This window comes from Yoonia sp. 2307UL14-13 (genome assembly GCF_037572755.1).
Taxonomy (GTDB): domain Bacteria; phylum Pseudomonadota; class Alphaproteobacteria; order Rhodobacterales; family Rhodobacteraceae; genus Yoonia.
On record NZ_JBBIFZ010000008.1, the window covers coordinates 1 to 17,669 of the forward strand.

Consider the following 17,669-nt stretch of genomic DNA (forward strand, 5'->3'; position numbering starts at 1 on the left):
GCCGAACCGCCGCTTGCCCCTGCGTCACATCGTTTCAACCGATCACAGGTTTCACCCCCACGCAATTCCGTGAACCAACAATGTTTCCAAACACAAACGCCCACGTGATGAATCTGAAAGGAAAACCATTGATCCAGGCCCGCACCACACCGTTGCATCGATGGAATCAACCACGTAACCCTGCACGGGCAGGAGGGCGGTCATGGGTGAAATCATTCTGGTGCGGCATGGGCAGGCCAATTCGGCCGCCACGGATGAGGAAAGCTATGACAAACTGTCCGATCTTGGCCATCAGCAGGCGCGCTGGTTGGGCGATTATCTGAAAACCCGCGAGCGCCCGTTCGACAAGATCATCTGCGGCAGCCTGCGCCGCCACCAAGAAACTAGCGCTGGCATCGGCTATGACACTCCGATGATCGACCCGCGTTTGAACGAGATGGATTACTTCAATCTGGGCCGCGCGTTGGAGGACGTGCATGGCGTGCCATTCCCCGGACCGGATGAATTTGCCGCCCATGTGCCGCAAGTGATGGAGGCCTGGCACCGGGCCGAGATCATGGGCGTCGAGACCTTTGCGTCGTTCGAAGACCGGGTGACCGGTGTTTTGCAAGAGGCGGCAAAGCCGGGCAGTCGGGTGTTGTGCGTGACCTCGGGTGGGGTGATCGGCATGATCATGCGCCATCTTCTGTCGCTTGACCCGACTCGCATGGCACATGTGCTGCTGCCGATCATGAACACCTCGATCCACCGCATCCATGTCATCCCGCAGGGCCCGATCCTCGCCAGTTTTAACGCGATTCCGCATCTGGACCACCCCGACCGTGCCCATGCCGTGACGCATTACTGAGATAAATCGAAATAGCACGCCCAAGCTGGAATTGTGTGGCCCAATTCGAGCCAACTACGCTTTCCTGAGAAAGGGTAGCTTTACCGGTTTTCCAGCTTCATGTTAAAATTTGGTCGCCCCGTACAACGACATGTCAGTTTGTACTTTATGCGCAAGGAACACGAACGATGAGCGTAATTGATCTGATATTGGGAGAACTTCTCTGGATACCAATAGGACCTATTTTTGCTGCGCTTGTTCTGAAGTATCAGAAGTCCACGGGGAATGGTCGGCCCAAGAGACGGCGTTATTATGGAGGCGAAGGCTACCTTAGTAGCTTTCCTGACGAAAGTACTGGGCGTGGGCGGCAGAACCAAAACCGGCGGGACCACTAGTCATCTCAGCAGCAAATAGAGAGCTTGATTTCCTGCCATGCACCTGGTCACGGGTTCTTTGTATCAGGCAGAGCTTGACCGCGATGTCAAACAGCGTCCGTATATCCAGAATATGCATAGTCATTCAAAGGACCCGGCATGCTGAAACTACACTACGCCCCTCGCACGATTTCGGTCGCTGTTGCATTAGCTTTGGAAGAAGTCGGCGCGCCGCATGAACTGGTGCTGGTCGATTTTGCATCGGCTGCGCAGACCAAGCCGGATTATCACAAGATCAACCCGAAGGGTCGGGTGCCGGCGCTGGAGACGCCGGATGGCATCCTGACCGAGACCGGGGCGCTGTTGGAATATGTCGCGCCCGCGCTGGTGCCCGACAACCCGTTCCAAGCGGCGAAGATGCGCGAGCTGATGTGTTATTTGAACGGTACTATGCACCCGCACCACGCCCATCGCTTGCGTGGGGAACGGTGGGCGGACAAGGAAAGCTCATTCGAAGATATGCGGCAGAAGACGCCGATGCGCGTGGCTGAGTGCTGCGCTTATTTGGCGGAACAGTTGCCACATATGCCGTTCCCGCTGGGTGAGATGCAGGTCGTGTCCGACGCCTACTTGTTTGTCGTGCTATCCTGGCTTGACGGCGATGGTGTGGATATCGCGGATTACCCGGGGCTCGCTGATTTTCAGGCACGGATGGAGAACCGCGCATCGGTCAAAGCCATTCGCGATAAGGGCATGTTGTGAGCGTGCATCTGTGGGTCCGGGCCGAAGCGCGCAACAATGAAGAACGGGTGGGCATCACGCCGCAGGGTGCGGCCAAGTTGATCACGCTGGGGTTTGACGTGACGGTCGAGGAGAGCCGACAGCGGATCATCCCTGTTGATGAATATCGGGCGGCGGGCTGTACGATTGCGCCAGAGTTTTCCTGGACCGATGCGCCGGATGATGCGATTGTCTTTGGTTTGAAGGAACTGCCCGAGGATGGTACACCCTTGCGCCACCGCCATATTATGTTCGGTCACGCCTATAAGGGGCAGCCGGCCGGGCGGGTGCTGCTTGATCGCTTTAACGCCGGGGGTGGGGCGCTGTATGATCTGGAATATCTGACCGATACCGATGGCCGCCGTGTCGCGGCCTTTGGTTATTGGGCGGGTTACGCGGGTGCTGCCGTGTCGTTGTTGTGCTGGATTGCGCAGCAGCGCGGGCAGATTGCCGAAGGGGTGCGGGCTTATCCGAGTGCCAATCATCTGCTTGCAGACCTGCAGCAGGCGCTGGTCGCAATCGGCGCGCAGCGCCCGACGGCGCTGATCATCGGGGCGCTGGGCCGGGTGGGCACAGGTGCGGCCGATCTGTGTCAAGCGATGGGCGTGGCCACGACCAAGTGGGATATGGCCGAAACCGCCCATGGTGGTCCGTTTCCCGAAGTGCTGCGGCACGATATCTTTCTGAACTGCATTCCCGCTCGTCCGGGCACGCCGGTTTTTGTGCCTGCATCCGCGAAGGTCGCGCCACGCCATTTGTCGGTGATCGGGGATATCGCGTGCGACCCCGACAGCGACTTTTCCCCGATCAAGGTGTATGATCGGACGACAACCTGGGGCGCCCCGGCACTGCGCGTCCATGATGCGCCGGTGCTGGATGTCACCGCGATCGATAACCTGCCGTCGATGCTGCCCGCAGAAAGCAGCGAGGACTTTGCAGAACAACTCTTGCCGCATCTGATGACATTGACGGCGTTGGAAGATGGCGTCTGGGGCCGGGCCAAGGCATGTTTCGATCGGGCTGTGGGTTAGGTCGGTCGATATAGATCATCCTCTGCGGCGCCTGCATTGATCCCCAGGGCCTCCAACCCGTTTTCAAGATGGTCGGCCAAATGCGGAGAGCCTTTGAGATATTGCGCCGTCGGCGTCGTTGCCTCCGCCTCTGCCGTTGCGATAGCCTGTTGCAGGTCGTCCGCGTCAAAGCTACCGCGCCCGATCCAGAAAATCGCGACAAGAGCGGTTTGTTCATCCTCGGTCAACTGATCGACGAAACCGTCGAATTCATTCTCGGCCCGGTCGAGCTCGCGAGCGAGGATGATCACCTCGGCGACTTTATCAGTGGAAATGGGTAGCATTCTTTGCCTCCTTCAGTCGCACCTGTTTGACCGCATCCTAGCACATCGCGCTTTGATCTGGCGCAAATCATGGCCGCAGCGGCCCTTGTGCTTCTTCTGGATTTGGCGAAGACTGGCCGCAGAGAAAAAATCCACCAGGGGAGTTACCATGAAAGTTGCAGCAAAAGCTGTTCTTGCGTCATTGATCGCCGCCATCGCCGTGCCTGCGGGTGCGGAAACCTTGCGCTGGGCCCGCGCGGGTGACGCGCTGACGCTTGACCCGCATGCCCAGAACGAAGGGCCGACCCATACGATCCGTCACCAGATGTACGAACCGCTGATCATCCGCGACACGACCGGCGCGTTCGAGGCCGCACTGGCGACCGATTGGAATGTCAGCGACGAGGACCCGAATGTCTGGGTCTTTAACCTGCGCGAAGGTGTGAAATTCCACGACGGTGCTGATTTCACCGCCGAAGACGTCGTGTTCAGCTTTGAGCGCGCCAAGCAGGAAAACTCGGATATGAAAGAGCTGATCGGCTCGATCGTTGAGGTCCGTGCGGTCGATGACATGACCATCGAAATGGTCACGGACGGCCCGAACCCGATCCTGCCGTCAAACCTCACCAACCTGTTCATCATGGACAAGGATTGGGCCGAGGCGAACAACACCGTCAACGTGCAGGACTTTGAAGGTGGTGAGATCACCTATGCGACCACGAACGCCAACGGCACCGGTCCGTATGTCCTGACCAGTCGCGAACCTGACGTGAAAACCGTCATGACCCGGAACGAGGAGTATTGGGGCCGCGACCAGTTCCCGCTGGAAGTGTCAGAGATCGTCTATACCCCGATCCAGAACGCCGCGACCCGTGTTGCGGCCCTGTTGTCGGGAGAGGTGAATTTCCTGCAGGACATGCCCGTGCAGGACCTTGAGCGCGTGAATGCGGCTGATGGTCTTGTCGTGAAAAAGGCGCCCCAGAACCGCGTCATCTTCTTCGGCATGAATATGGGTGCAGAGGATATCGAGGCCGATAATGTCGACGGCGCGAACCCGCTTGCCGATGTGCGCGTGCGTCAAGCGATGTCCAAGGCGATCAACCGCGATGCGATTCAGCAGGTCGTGATGCGGGGCCAGTCCGAACCGGCAGGCATGATCGCCCCGCCTTTCGTCAACGGCTGGACGGCTGAGATGGATGCGGAAAGCAGCACCGATATCGAAGGTGCCAAAGAGCTTTTGGCCGAGGCGGGTTATGAAGATGGCTTTTCAATCCAGCTCGACTGCCCCAATGACCGCTACATCAATGATGAAGCGATCTGTCAGGCCGCTGTCGGTATGCTGGGTCAGATCGGTGTGACCGTGAACCTTGATGCCAAGCCAAAAGCGCAGCATTTCCCGCTGATCACCGATGGTCAGACGGATTTCTACATGCTGGGCTGGGGTGTGCCGACTTATGACAGTGAATATGTGTTCAACTTCCTCGTCCATGGCCGCGAAAGCGATATCGGCACATGGAATGGCACCGGCTATGACAATGATGAGTTGGACGCAAAGATCAAATCGCTGGCCTCGAACACCGATCTGGACGCGCGGAATGCCGATATCGCAGCTATCTGGCGGGTCGTGCAGGATGAGGCGCTGTATATCCCCATCCACCACCAGGTCCTGAACTGGGGCATGGGCGAAGGTGTCGGGATCGAGGTCGATCCCGAAGACCAGCCCAAGGTGAAATACATCACCATGAACTAAGCGCTGGCCCCGCCCCGGCGAAATCCGGGGCGCGCCGCCACTTTGACATTTCGAAAAAGGACGTGACCCCATGCCCCGATCACTCGCCGCGCTTTTGATGACCACTGCGCTTGCCCTGCCCGCGCAGGCCGAAGAATTCACATGGGCCGTCACGACCGACCCGCAAACCATGGACCCGCATGCCGTGAACTCGGCCCCGGTCCTTGGGTTTCTGAACAACGTCTACGAGGGCCTTGTCCGCCGCGACAAAGACATGATGGTCGAACCGGCGCTCGCGACGTCGTGGGAACCGATTGGCGACGGCGAAGGCTGGCGCTTTACCCTGCGCGAAGGCGTGACCTTCCATAACGGCGCGGAATTCAACGCCGATGATGTGGTTTTCTCTTACGAACGTGCCTCGAACGAGGTGTCTGACACCCGCAGCTGGTTCGCCCCCGTCACCGAAGTGGTAAAGGTCGACGACTTCACCGTCGATATCATGACAGCCAGCCCCAACCCGATCTTTCCCAGCAGTATCGCAAACTGGATGATGATGGATAGCGGCTGGGCGGAAGAGAACAACACGACCCTGCCCGACAAGGAAAACGGCAACTACGCGACGTTGAACGCCAATGGTACCGGGGCGTTCCAGATCACCGATCGGCAGCCCGGTCTGACCACGGTGCTGGAGCCGTTCGAGGGCTGGTGGGGTGAGGCTGAACACAACATCACCAAGGCGACGCTGACGCCGATCCAGAACCCGGCGACGGCATTGGCCGCGCTCTTGTCCGGCGATGTCGATTTTATCAACCCGGTGCCCGTGCAGGACGTCGCCCGCCTGCAAGGCAACCCGGATGTGAACGTCATCCAGGGGATCGAGGCGCGCGTCATCATGCTGGGCTTTCCGCATCAGGCGGAGGCGCTGAAATATTCGGCCGAGACGACGGACGCCAACCCCTTCGCCGACGTCCGTGTGCGGCAAGCCGTTGGTCATGCCATCAACGTACCCGCCATTCTGCAAACGATCATGCGCGGAAGCGCGGAGGAGGTGAGCCAACTGGTCTCACCCGCAATGAGCGGCTATTCCACGTCGCTGTCCGAACGTCCCGCCTATGATCCCGAAGCGGCGCGAAACCTGCTGGCCGAGGCGGGCTATCCCGATGGTTTCTCTTTCGGACTGAAATGCCCCAACGACCGGTATCTGAATGACGAGGCTGTCTGTCAGGCTGTCACCGGCATGCTCGCGCAGGTCGGCCTGCGCGCCACGCTGGACGCGATGCCGGTCCAGAACTACTGGCCCGAACTGCGCGCCGATAACTACGACATGTACCTGCTGGGCTGGTCGCCCGGCACGTTCGATGCCGAACATCCGATCCGATTCCTTGCTGCGACACCAAACGAGGAAAAGAAGCTGGGATCATGGAATTTCGGTGATTATTCGAACGCGCGGGTTGATGAGCTATTGCCGCAGATCCAGTCGGAACTGGATGACGACGCGCGGCAGGCGATGATCGACGAGGCGCACAAGATCCTGCAGGAAGAGGTCGCCTATGTACCGATGTATGTCCAGCCCTTGGTCTGGGGCACCGGCAGCAATATCGAACTGACCCAGCGCCCGGACAACTTCTTTCTGTTGCGTTGGGTGACGGTGAACTAAGACGCAGACCAACGCAGTCCCGGACCTGATCCGGGACCTCTTACCTGCGCCACGTTGAGGCCCCGGATCACGTCCGGGGCTGCGAAGATGACAAACCAAAGGAACGCCAGCACTAATGCTCGCCTTCATCATCCGCCGTATTGGCCAATCTATCCTCGTTCTGCTGATCGTGGGGCTGGTGGCCTTTTCCATGTTCCGCTTTGTTGGTGACCCCATCGACAACATGCTGGGGCAGGAACGGACGATGGAGGATGTCGAACGCCTACGCGCCCAACTAGGCCTCGATCAGCCCTTCGCGGTGCAATATTTCCGGTTTCTGGAGGGGGCCGCCCAAGGTAATTTCGGGGTGAGCTATCGGCAGGGGCGGCCTGTCGCGGATATCATTCTTGAACGGGCACCGGCCACGCTGGAACTGGCGGCGGTGTCGGGAATATTGGCCGTTGCCTTTGGCATCGCGCTGGGCGTGTTCACCGCAATCAGGCGTAACGGGTTCACGGCAAATGCCATCATGGCCGTGTCGCTGATCGGGGTGTCATTGCCCACGTTTCTCATCGGGATATTGCTGATCTACCTGTTCTCGGTCGAGCTTGGCTGGCTGCCCTCTTTCGGACGCGGCGCGACGGTGCGGGTGGGCGATTGGTGGACGACCGGGTTTCTGACCGAAACGGGGTTGAAGGCCCTGATTCTGCCCGCGATCACGCTGGGCCTTTATCAGATGACGCTGATCATGCGGCTGGTGCGATCCGAGATGCTGGAGGTCCTGCGACAGGATTACATCCGCTTCGCCCGCGCCCGTGGCCTGAAGGATCGTGCGGTGAACTTCCACCATGCGTTGAAGAACACAATGGTGCCGGTCGTGACCGTCATCGGCCTGCAGCTGGGTGCGATCATCGCCTTTGCCATCATCACCGAGACTGTGTTCCAGTGGCCCGGTGTTGGCCTTCTGTTCATCAACGCCATTCAGTTCGTCGATATACCGGTCATGGCCGCCTATCTGATGCTGATTTCCGTGATGTTCGTGGGGATCAACCTGATCGTGGATATCCTTTATGTATTTATCGACCCGCGCCTGCGGGCGGATCGTTCGGGGGCGCATTGATGGCTGATTTCTCTGTTCCGACCACCGAAAAAGCCCGTGACAAGGGGCGCTGGGAACGCTTTCGCGAGAGCGACTTTTTCTATGCGTTCAAGCGCTCGCCCGTCGCCATTGCATCATTTGCCGTGGTCACGCTGCTGGTGCTGTCCGCCGTCTTCGCCCCGCTGATCGCAACGACGAACCCCTTCGACCCGGCAAGCCTGAACCTGATGAACGGCTTCACGCCACCGATGGAACCAAACGCCTTTACCGGAGAGGCATTCTGGCTTGGCACCGATGATCAGGGACGCGATGTGTTCTCGACGATCCTCTACGGAATGCGCGTCTCGCTGTTTGTCGGCGCCGCCGCCGTTCTATTCGCGATGATCCTCGGGATCACCCTGGGCCTGCTGTCCGGCTATTTCGGCGGCTGGACCGAGACGATCATCATGCGGATCGCCGATGTGCAGCTGACCTTTCCGTCGATCCTTGTGGCGATGCTGATCTTTGGCGTGGCGAAGGGGTTTACCCCCGTCGAATACCGCGACCAGATGGCGATCTGGGTGCTGATCCTCGCCATCGGTCTGTCCGATTGGGTGCAATTCGCCCGCGTCGTCCGGGGGGCCACGCTGGTCGAGAAAAACAAGGATTACGTCGCCGCCGCTCGTCTGATCGGGCGGAAGCCATGGGCGATCATGATCAAGCACATCCTGCCCAACGCCATGTCGCCCGTGCTGGTGATCGCGACGATCTCGCTGGCTTTGGCGATCATCGCCGAAGCAACTCTGTCCTTCCTCGGCGTCGGCGCGCCGCCCACGCAACCGTCGCTCGGCACGCTGATCCGCATCGGCCAAGGCTTCCTGTTCTCGGGCGAATGGTGGATCCTGTTCTTCCCGGCCTGCACGCTCTTGGCGCTGGCGCTGAGTGTGAACCTGCTGGGGGATTGGCTGCGGGATGCTTTGAACCCGAGGTTGCGGTGATGCTTGGGCTGAGCATCGAATCTCACAGAAGTGGACTTCCGAAGAAGGCTGATCGGCCATCTTCGGGGCCATGTCATTCAGATAACTTCTGGGGCTTTCTTCATACATGCACTTTCAATAATTATGATATCATCCTTCCATTCGAATACATGCAGGTCATCCACAGTGTAGTCTTCAGGAAGTCGATCCATCAAATCTCGAAAAATGGACTTTGAAAAGCGTTCCTGCCCATGAATTACTCTGAGCCACTCCTTGCTGAACCGCGCCAGACCTTTCGTCAGGAGCAGTTCCAACTCGGACTCAATCAAGTCTTGATGTCTTTTAATCACTTTATCTGCTTTACCTTTTATAAGTTGTTTAGTGGTGTAAGAATAATTAGTGATACTAAATGGATTTGTCAAGTAAATGACTGAACTCGTCCTCTCCATCCGCAACCTATCCGTCGAAATCCCGACCCGTGTGGGGATCGTGAAGCCAGTCGATGGCGTCTCTTACGACATTGCCAAGGGTGAAATCCTTGGTGTCGTGGGCGAGTCCGGCGCGGGCAAGTCGATGGCGGGGAATGCTGTGATTGGCCTTCTCAATCCGCCAGCCCATATCGCGGGGGGTGAGATTTGGTTGAATGGCAAGCGGATTGATCCGCTGACCGGCGAAAAGATGCGCAGGGTCAGGGGCAAAGAGATCGGGATGATCTTTCAGGACCCGCTCACCTCGCTCAATCCGCTTTTGACCATTGGCGATCAGTTGACCGAGACGATGCTGACGCATCTGTCGATCGGTCGGCGGGATGCCGAAAAGCGGGCCATCGCCGCGCTGGATGAGGTGGGCATTCCGGGCGCGGCGGAGCGGATCGACAGCTATCCGCACGAGTTTTCGGGCGGGATGCGGCAGCGGGTTGTGATTGCGCTCGCGCTCTGTGCGGAGCCGTCGCTGGTCATTGCCGATGAGCCGACGACCGCCTTGGACGTGTCTGTGCAGGCGCAGATCATTGCCCTGCTGAAACGGCTGTGTCGTGAGCGCGGCACAGCGGTGATGCTGATCACCCATGATATGGGCGTGATTGCCGAGGCGGCGGATCGTGTGGCGGTGATGTATGCCGGGCGGTTGGCCGAGCTTGGGTCGGTGCGCGATGTGCTGACCCAGCCGTCGCATCCTTATACGCATGGGCTGATGGCCTCGACTCCGCTGGCCTCGCAAGGGAAGGCGCGGCTGCATCAGATCCCTGGATCAATGCCGCGCCTGACGATGTTGCCCGATGGCTGCGCGTTTCATCCGCGCTGTTCCTATGCGCAGGATGTGTGTCGGCAAGAGCCGGGGCCGAAGATCGGCGATGGCCGCGCGGCCTGCCTGTTTCCGTTGATGGCGGAGGACGTGGCATGAGCGTCTACGTTTCGGTCAAGGACCTGACCCGTGTGTTCGACGTCTCGAAACCGTGGCTGAACCGGTTATTGGAGCGGCGCGGAAAGGCGTTTCTGACTGCCGTGTCAGAGGTGGATTTCGAGGTTGAGGAACGGTCGACCTATGCTTTGGTGGGCGAAAGTGGCTCGGGCAAATCGACCATCGGGCGGATGCTTGTGGGGCTGTTGAACCCCTCGGGCGGCGATGTGGAGGTCGAGGGCGTGAACCTCGCCAAAGAGCGGGACGATGAGAAGGTCGCGCGGGTGCGTGGCAATATCCAGATGATCTTTCAGGATCCCTATGCCTCGCTCAATCCGCGCTGGCGGGTGCGGGATATTATTGAGGAGCCGGTCGCCGCAAAGGGTGGTCAGACCAAGGGACTGGCTGAGCGGTTGTTACAACAGGTCGGCCTGCATCCCAGCGATGCGGGCAAGTATCCGCATGAGTTTTCAGGTGGGCAAAGGCAGCGGATTTGCATTGCACGCGCCCTGGCGTCGGAACCTCGGTTGATCGTGTGTGATGAACCGACCTCGGCGCTGGATGTATCCGTGCAGGCGCAGGTGTTGAACCTCATGAGTGACCTCAAAGACGATCTGGGCCTGACCTATCTGTTGATCACCCATGACCTGACGGTCGTGCGGCATATGGCGGATCGGATCGGGGTTCTCTATCTGGGTCGTCTGGTGGAAGAGGCTGCGCCGGCGGATTTGTTCACCGCGCCGAAACATCCTTATACGCAGATGCTGCTGGATGCGGCTCCGCAGATGGATGGATTCGGGCGCGAGGTGCCGCCGCCGCAGGGGGAAATTCCGGATCCGATTGATCCACCGTCGGGCTGTGCGTTTCATCCGCGTTGTCCGATTGCGGAGGATGTGTGCAAACGGGATCGTCCTGCGATGCGCCATGTGGGCGGGTCGCGCGTGGCGTGTCATCTGGCGGAATAGTTAAGCATTCGTTAGGGTTTGGCGGTTGGGAGGGGTGAAGGTGTCCTTACCTTCATTTTTTCCTTTTGAGGTGATGCTTTACGCCCAATAAGGGCTATCGGAAAAGCATCGGATTTTCGTCGGAATTCCATCGGACCCTGCCGGGCGGGTGGATGAGGTTTCGTTAACCTTCCAGGCCCCCGCCTAACCAACATCATTTGGCAGAACGTAAACGCCCCGCGCGGTGCCGATGACGCGATCTGTCGCTGGTTCACATCCACGGGAGGGTCGGCTGACAGATGATCGGCGGGGGCGTAATCATCTTTCACCACCGCAATCAAAAGGAACATCCCATGAAGTCTTTCGCTTTCGCCGCGGCCCTGTCGCTTTTGTCTGTCCCGGCTTTTGCCGGTGATCAGTATCTGGATCAGACCAACTTTGCCGTGTCCGGCTATGACGTGGTGGCCTATCGGTCGCTGGACCAATCCGCCGTTGGCACAGCACAGCCTGCCGCGGTGCCCGGTCGTGCGGATATCACCGCGGAACATAACGGTGCCGTTTTCGCGTTCGCCACCGAGGAGAACCGCGACACATTCCTGTCGGACCCGGCCTTTTACGCCCCGCAATATGACGGGCATTGTGCCTATGGCGTGTCCAAGGGTGGCAAGGTGCCCGGCAACCCCAACCTGTGGCGGATTGTCGATGACAAGCTGTATCTGAACATCACGGAAAACGTCGTGGGGTTCTGGGAAGAGGACATTCCGGGGAACATCGATCTGGCCCAGGGTAACTGGACATCGATCGAAAGCGACCCGGCCTCGGACAGGGCGATCCCGCAATTTACGTCCGCCGCGCCTGAAGGGTGAGGTACAGGGAGACCGGCGAAGAGGTTCCGCCGGTCTTTTTTGCTGCGTTTCTTCTACGGAAACTCTTATCTCGGTTTATTGCCGGTTATCATTAATCTGAGGCTGGACCGGCTTCTTCCAGTATCAGCCTTATATTCAGACGTGTGGGGTGAGTTACGTCACCGAGATCCCTGCTACCTTTGAAAGTAATTTCCGACTGAGCTGTATTGAAATCCAAACGCCCAAGAACGCGGTTCTCGTTGTCGCCGACTATAGGACCAATGAACTTGCCGCTCATCTCGGGTGGTGAGTTTTCATGGCCCGAGTTGACGAGGTGGACGAGGTCTTCGCCCCAGATGTTGGCCAAGTATTCGATTTGTGAATCTTGTAGAACGTCATCGGTATCAAGGATAACACCTTCGTATTGACCTAGCTGAGTGAAAACGGCGAAATTTCCTTGCACCACCTGCAAAGTCGCGGGCCCGACGCAAAGGCCAACTCCCCCAGCAATCGTCATGTCCCAATCGGTGCTATCGATGCGGGTCGGCGTCCGATCCGGGCGTTCAAGCACACGCTCGGTGCCGCGCCTTAGAGTTATCTGAGGCGGTTTTGGTCGACTCAGGAGCGATATCGGAAAATCCACCGAAGCTACACCAAACGTGTCTTCGTCGATCACTATCTGGGCGGTAAGGTCGTTTCCGTCGCAGTCAAAATCTGCATGAGTTGGGTCGACCATCTGTAGCTGAACCCTTGCGAAGTAGCGTAGTGTTATAGGCTCACCTACAGCGACCGTTGAAATGAAAAACGGAGACAGGATGTATATGAGGCGACTTATCTTGAGCAAAGTCATTTATCTTAAATCCTTCAACGTCTGTCTGGCAAAATAGGTATACGAGTAATTTGGCAGATTTCGTTCACCCTGTGTCTGATCAAACGTCTCTATCGTGTGATACTCTCGCAGTATTCATTTAATTGCCAACGCCCACAAAAAAACCCCGGCCGAAGCCGGGGTGTGTTTGAGTGGCCTTGGGAATGGCTTAGATGCGCGCGAAGCGTTGGGCGATCCGGGGGATCAGCCCGTGGAATTTCAACGGCGCATCGGTCGCGGCGAGGCAGATGCAGTCTTCGCCCATTTCCGCGACGGGTGTGTGATTCAGGTCTTCGTTCGCGACCTCGATGTCGCCTGCGCCGAAACGGTCCTCTTCATCGACGAAGGCACCTTGCAGCACAAGCGTCAGTTCGGTGCCGCGGTGGCCGTGATCGGGGATCGCGGCGCCTGCGGGGATGTGCAGTAGGCGGACCGAAGCGTCTTTGGACGTCGGCAGGATCATCTGGCTGACGCCGCCGCCGATCTTGCGCCATTTCACGCCTTCAATGTCGCCTTTCACGTATTCCTGCAGAGGTGCGGGAAACACGCCATTCGCTTTGTGCAGCTTTGGCCTGACATCCTTGACCGCGCCGGTTTCGATCAGAGCCATCGTCGCGGCGAGCGCGTCTTCGGCAACGTCGATCGGGTCGACCTCGGCAATTACCTCTCCTCCGACTGCCTCGTAAGCAGCAAGGGCCGCACGGCAATCGTCACACATGGAAATATGTGTCGCCACGACCAGGTTGAACGCTTCGGGGAGCGTGCCGGCTGCATAGCCCATGAGCAGCTGATCGGTCAGATGATGTTTGATCTTGGTCATTGTCATGTTCACTTCATTACGTGGCGCAAACGTTCCAGCGCCAACCTTATCCTCGATTTGATCGTGCCTAGCGGCAGACCGGTTTCAGCGGCGATTTCGCTGTGACTCAGTTCGCCAAAATAAGCCTTTTCGATCAATTTCCTTTGTTCGGGCGGTAATGTCGCAATCGCATCGCCCAGTTGTTGCGTTTCTTGTTGCAGTCCTATCGCTTCGGCCTGGTCAGGCTCTGGCTCGGGACCCCATGGCAGGTCTTCGGGTTCTGGCCGTCGCTGCTTACGCAGGATGTCGATTTTCCGATTTCGAGCGATTGTGAATATCCATGTGGATACACTTGCCTTGGTCGGATCGAACATATGGGCCTTGTTCCAAAGGGTCGACATGACCTCCTGCGTGCATTCTTCCGCCAGATCCGGGCTGGCCCCCGACTTCATCAGGAAAGACTTTACGCGCGGCGCGAAAAAGCCGAACAGTTCCGCAAAGGCGACCTTGTCCTTGCTGTCGCGCACAGCATTCACCTGAACGACCCAGGCGATGCGTTTTGTCGTCTCTTCCGTCGTCAACGTCTTCGCCCCCGATTTGCGAAATACGGCCATGTTCAAACCACTATATGGTGGCAAAATTTCTGCTGCATCCGCTTTCACGAGGGCCTGATTGTTGGTCAACATGTATTGCTTACGCCGGTATGCCGGGGTTGGATCACTTTACGTACGATTTTCTGTTTGATCCGGCCAAGTCCAAGCTACGTAACAAAGAATAGAGATATGACGGGCAGACGGAGCAACCATTAATGCCTTTTGAGACAGGGACAGCCGCACCCAGAAAAGTTGCGGTGATCGGGGCAGGCATTTCGGGGATGGGGGCGGCGCATGCATTGGCCAAGGACCACCGGGTCGTGCTGTTCGAGGCTGAAAAGCGGTTGGGCGGTCATGCCCGGACCCGGATGGCCGGACGCGATGGTGATCAGCCGGTGGATACGGGCTTCATTGTCTTCAACTACGCGAATTACCCCAACCTGACCAAGCTGTTTGACCACCTCGACGTACCGGTCGTGAAAAGCAACATGAGCTTTGGGGCCTCTTTTGGTGGGGGCAAGCTAGAATACAGTCTGGATAGTCTGGACACGCTTTTTGCTACACGCAGCAACATCGCCAGCCCTCGGTTCCTGCGCATGGTGCGTGATATCTTTCGGTTCAATGCCCTGGGCCTGGATGCAAGCAAGGATGAAAGCCTGACGATTGGCGAATTGCTGCGGAAGCTGAAGCTGAGCGATTTTTTCCGCGATCATTATCTGTTGCCATTTTCGGGCGCGATCTGGTCGACGCCGAAAGAGAAGATCTTGGATTTCCCGGCTTATGCCATGATGCGATTCTTCGATAACCACGCGCTGCTTGGGGTGACGGGGCAGCATCAGTGGTATACGGTTGATGGCGGGTCGGAGCAGTATGTTCGGCGCTTGGGCGAGGATATGTTCCGCCGTGGTGTCGATATGCGTCTTGGCGCGCCGATCATTGGTGTCCGTCGCGGTCCGCTGGGGGTTGAGGTGAAGGCCCATGGTGGCGATTGGGAGATGTTTGACGAGATCGTCTTTGCGACCCATTCGGATGATACCTTGGCCATGCTGACCGATGCGACAGCGGTCGAGCGGTCGGTTCTGGGCGCCGTGCGGTATCAGCCCAATTATATTGTGTTGCATTCTGACGAAAATGTGATGCCGAAGCGGCGAAAAGTGTGGGCATCATGGGTTTATTCCGAGGACGCACAGACCAATAACCGCGAAATTGATCTGACCTATTGGATGAATTCCCTACAGCCCTGGCTGAAGGGTGAGAACATGATGGTCACCTTGAATTCCAAACGGCCGATCCGCGAGGAGTTGATCTGGGATGAGGTCACGTTGCGCCATCCGGTTTATGATCTTGAGGCGCTTGCGGCGCAGGAAGCTGCAACTGCCATGAACGGGTCCAACCGTACGTGGTTCTGTGGTGCCTGGATGAAGAACGGTTTCCACGAGGATGGCTTGTCGAGTGCGCTGGACGTCGTACATGCCCTGAATGCCGTTGAGCGGCTAGAGATCGCGGCAGAGTGACGCCGACCGTCGATCATATCCCGGCAGAAACGTATCATGGGCGCCGTGGCGCCACAAAGAATGCGTTTCGCTATTCCATTGATTACGTGTTGATGGACGCCGAGGCGGATGTGAAAGGCCCAGCGCTGTTTTCGCGTAATCGCGGGAATGTCATGTCGCTGTTGGATCGTGACCATGGCGGTGCGCCGAAGCATGGTCGCGGTGCCGTCTGGGTCCGTGAGGTTCTGGCGGCGCATGATGTGCCTGACCCAGAGCGGATTGAATTGTTGTCTCAGCCGCGCGTGCTGGGCCATGTGTTCAATCCGGTGTCGTTTTGGTTGTGCTATGATGGCGATGATCTGACAGCCGTAATTGCCGAGGTGACGAATACGTTTGGTGATCGCCATTCCTATCTGTGCCGCCACGATGATGGTCGTGCGATCACGAAAGCCGAAACGATCTCGGCGCAGAAACTTATGCACGTTTCGCCGTTTCAGCCCGTTGAAGGCGGGTATGTGTTTCGATTTGATATCAGTGCAGACGGTATCGGCATCTGGATCGACTACTCCCGCGGCAATGGCGGGCTGATCGCCACGCTTCATGGCGCGCGCAAGCCGATGACGAATTTGTCCATCCTCCGCTCGGTCTTTCGCCGTCCGTTCGGGTCGCGCAGGGTGCTGACCTTGATCCACTGGCAGGCGCTGAAGCTGTGGTGGAAGGGCGCGACGTTCCGGTCTCAACCCGAGCCGCCTTCGCAAGAGATCAGCTGATGCAGGCCCTTAAGGAACGGCTGCCGGCGTATACCGGCTTTGCCGCCGTGCTTTCTGGTGCGGGGCTGCCGATCTATATCTATGCGCCGAAGTATTATGCCGACACGTTCGGGGTCAGCCTGACCGCGTTGGGTGCCGTCCTGTTCGGATTGCGGTTGTTCGATGTCGTGCAGGACCCGGTGTTGGGCTGGATCAGCGAAAGACTGGGCGACGTCAAGAAACTGGTCGTGACGCTGGTTGCGGCCATCCTCGCCCTGTCGATGATCGGCCTGTTCGCGATCGCCCCGCCGATCGATCCGATCTGGTGGTTCGGGCTGACGATCACGGGGCTGTTCACCGCATTCAGTTTTCTTAGCATCAATTTCTACGCGCAGGGGATCAGCAAGGCGGGGGATGGGCCAAAGGGGCATGTGCGGTTGGCGGCGTGGCGCGAGAGCGGCGCGTTGCTGGGGGTCTGCATCGCGGCGGTGACACCGACCTTGTTGATGGATGTTGTCGCTGATCCATTTGCGGCTTTTGCCTATGGCTTTGCGCTGGCAGCAATCGTCGCCGCGTTGTTCATGTGGCCCGAATGGAAAGGGCGCACGACCACCGAACCAGCGCAGATCGGCACCATCATTCAGGATGGGACAGCGCGTAAGCTGTTGATCCTTGCGCTGGTTAACGCGACGCCATTGGCCGTCTCATCCACCTTGTTTCTGTTTTATGTCGAAAGCCGTCTGGGTGCGCCGGGATGGGAAGGGGCTATGTTGGTCCTGTTTTTCCTGGCTGCTGCGATATCATCGCCGATCTGGTCGGCGCTGGCCCAGCGCTTTGGTGAAAAGCGCGTGTTGCTGACCGCCATGGTCCTCGCCGTTGCGTCATTTGGTTACACCCTCACTTTATCCACCGGCGATGTGATCCCCTTTGCGATTGTTTGCGTATTAAGTGGTGCAACGATCGGGGCAGACCTGACGCTTCTCCCTGCGATGTTTGCAAAACGCATGGCTGTCATCTCGCCCAATGGTGGGCAGGGCTTTGGGCTGTGGAATTTGGTGAACAAGTTCACGCTTGCCTTCGCCGCGGTGGTTCTTCTGCCGGTATTGGAGCGCTCGGGGTTCGCGGCGGGGGAAACCGACCTGCCCGAGACGGCGCTGACGACCTTGACGGTGCTTTATGCGCTTGTGCCGTCGCTTTTGAAACTTGTGGCAATCGGCCTGCTGGTCGCCACGAAACTTGAGGACTGA

At 58.2% G+C, this 17,669-nt stretch carries 18 protein-coding genes; 13 read left to right on the forward strand and 5 right to left on the reverse strand.

What is annotated here, in order from left to right:
- Positions 1-202: 202 nt before the first annotated feature.
- The 3 genes from V8J85_RS16620 to V8J85_RS16630 all read left to right on the forward strand — a co-directional run bounded on the left by V8J85_RS16620 (position 203) and on the right by V8J85_RS16630 (position 3,011).
- The gene (locus V8J85_RS16620) at positions 203-847 is read left to right on the forward strand and encodes a histidine phosphatase family protein (protein WP_339954894.1); all 645 of its coding nucleotides are present in this window, start codon (positions 203-205) and stop codon (positions 845-847) included.
- Positions 848-1,359: 512 nt separating this feature from the next.
- Positions 1,360-1,962: a glutathione S-transferase family protein gene (locus V8J85_RS16625; protein ID WP_339954895.1), complete on the forward strand. Its 603-nt coding sequence runs from the start codon at positions 1,360-1,362 to the stop codon at positions 1,960-1,962.
- A complete protein-coding gene (locus tag V8J85_RS16630) occupies positions 1,959-3,011 on the forward strand; it encodes a saccharopine dehydrogenase (RefSeq protein ID WP_339954896.1) in 1,053 nt (350 codons plus the stop codon). The genes V8J85_RS16625 and V8J85_RS16630 overlap by 4 nt, the downstream gene beginning before the upstream one ends.
- Here V8J85_RS16630 and V8J85_RS16635 read toward each other — a convergent pair.
- Positions 3,008-3,334, reverse strand: coding sequence for a DUF3775 domain-containing protein (locus tag V8J85_RS16635; protein ID WP_339954897.1), 327 nt, complete (start codon positions 3,332-3,334; stop codon positions 3,008-3,010). The genes V8J85_RS16630 and V8J85_RS16635 overlap by 4 nt on opposite strands.
- Before the next feature lie 148 nt (positions 3,335-3,482).
- Here V8J85_RS16635 and V8J85_RS16640 point away from each other — a divergent pair, with 148 nt between their 5' ends.
- The 4 genes from V8J85_RS16640 to V8J85_RS16655 all read left to right on the forward strand — a co-directional run bounded on the left by V8J85_RS16640 (position 3,483) and on the right by V8J85_RS16655 (position 8,754).
- Positions 3,483-5,063: an ABC transporter substrate-binding protein gene (locus tag V8J85_RS16640; protein ID WP_339954898.1), complete on the forward strand. Its 1,581-nt coding sequence runs from the start codon at positions 3,483-3,485 to the stop codon at positions 5,061-5,063.
- A 70-nt stretch (positions 5,064-5,133) separates the two neighbouring features.
- Complete coding sequence (locus V8J85_RS16645) at positions 5,134-6,699, forward strand: ABC transporter substrate-binding protein (protein ID WP_339954899.1); 1,566 nt, start codon at positions 5,134-5,136, stop codon at positions 6,697-6,699.
- 115 nt (positions 6,700-6,814) lie between these two features.
- Complete coding sequence (locus V8J85_RS16650) at positions 6,815-7,798, forward strand: ABC transporter permease (protein WP_339954900.1); 984 nt, start codon at positions 6,815-6,817, stop codon at positions 7,796-7,798.
- A complete protein-coding gene (locus V8J85_RS16655; protein WP_339954901.1) occupies positions 7,798-8,754 on the forward strand; it encodes an ABC transporter permease in 957 nt (318 codons plus the stop codon). Before V8J85_RS16650 ends, V8J85_RS16655 begins: the two co-directional genes overlap by 1 nt.
- Before the next feature lie 77 nt (positions 8,755-8,831).
- Here the strand turns inward: V8J85_RS16655 and V8J85_RS16660 are convergent, their stop codons facing one another.
- The gene (locus V8J85_RS16660) at positions 8,832-9,155 is read right to left on the reverse strand and encodes a hypothetical protein (RefSeq protein ID WP_339954902.1); all 324 of its coding nucleotides are present in this window, start codon (positions 9,153-9,155) and stop codon (positions 8,832-8,834) included.
- 4 nt (positions 9,156-9,159) lie between these two features.
- Here V8J85_RS16660 and V8J85_RS16665 point away from each other — a divergent pair, with 4 nt between their 5' ends.
- The 3 genes from V8J85_RS16665 to V8J85_RS16675 all read left to right on the forward strand — a co-directional run bounded on the left by V8J85_RS16665 (position 9,160) and on the right by V8J85_RS16675 (position 11,941).
- On the forward strand, positions 9,160-10,134 hold the full coding sequence (locus V8J85_RS16665) for an ABC transporter ATP-binding protein (protein ID WP_339954903.1): 975 nt from the start codon (positions 9,160-9,162) through the stop codon (positions 10,132-10,134).
- The gene (locus V8J85_RS16670; protein ID WP_339954904.1) at positions 10,131-11,096 is read left to right on the forward strand and encodes an ABC transporter ATP-binding protein; all 966 of its coding nucleotides are present in this window, start codon (positions 10,131-10,133) and stop codon (positions 11,094-11,096) included. The genes V8J85_RS16665 and V8J85_RS16670 overlap by 4 nt, the downstream gene beginning before the upstream one ends.
- A 332-nt stretch (positions 11,097-11,428) precedes the next feature.
- Positions 11,429-11,941, forward strand: coding sequence for a YHS domain-containing (seleno)protein (locus V8J85_RS16675; protein ID WP_339954905.1), 513 nt, complete (start codon positions 11,429-11,431; stop codon positions 11,939-11,941).
- A 91-nt stretch (positions 11,942-12,032) separates the two neighbouring features.
- Here V8J85_RS16675 and V8J85_RS16680 read toward each other — a convergent pair whose 3' ends face one another.
- From V8J85_RS16680 to V8J85_RS16690, 3 genes are all read right to left on the reverse strand, one after another.
- Entirely contained in the window at positions 12,033-12,770 is a 738-nt protein-coding gene (locus V8J85_RS16680; RefSeq protein ID WP_339954906.1) for a hypothetical protein, read from the reverse strand.
- A 187-nt stretch (positions 12,771-12,957) separates the two neighbouring features.
- Positions 12,958-13,608: a ChrR family anti-sigma-E factor gene (locus V8J85_RS16685; protein ID WP_339954907.1), complete on the reverse strand. Its 651-nt coding sequence runs from the start codon at positions 13,606-13,608 to the stop codon at positions 12,958-12,960.
- An 8-nt stretch (positions 13,609-13,616) separates the two neighbouring features.
- On the reverse strand, positions 13,617-14,201 hold the full coding sequence (locus tag V8J85_RS16690; RefSeq protein WP_445285920.1) for a sigma-70 family RNA polymerase sigma factor: 585 nt from the start codon (positions 14,199-14,201) through the stop codon (positions 13,617-13,619).
- 194 nt (positions 14,202-14,395) lie between these two features.
- On the opposite strand from V8J85_RS16690, the gene V8J85_RS16695 reads away from it, so the two are divergent.
- Genes V8J85_RS16695 through V8J85_RS16705 form a run of 3 tightly spaced genes read left to right on the forward strand, consistent with a single transcriptional unit; the run spans position 14,396 to position 17,669 of the window.
- A complete protein-coding gene (locus V8J85_RS16695; RefSeq protein ID WP_339954909.1) occupies positions 14,396-15,694 on the forward strand; it encodes an NAD(P)/FAD-dependent oxidoreductase in 1,299 nt (432 codons plus the stop codon).
- A complete protein-coding gene (locus V8J85_RS16700) occupies positions 15,691-16,443 on the forward strand; it encodes a DUF1365 domain-containing protein (protein ID WP_339954910.1) in 753 nt (250 codons plus the stop codon). Before V8J85_RS16695 ends, V8J85_RS16700 begins: the two co-directional genes overlap by 4 nt.
- A complete protein-coding gene (locus V8J85_RS16705) occupies positions 16,443-17,669 on the forward strand; it encodes an MFS transporter (RefSeq protein WP_339954911.1) in 1,227 nt (408 codons plus the stop codon). Before V8J85_RS16700 ends, V8J85_RS16705 begins: the two co-directional genes overlap by 1 nt.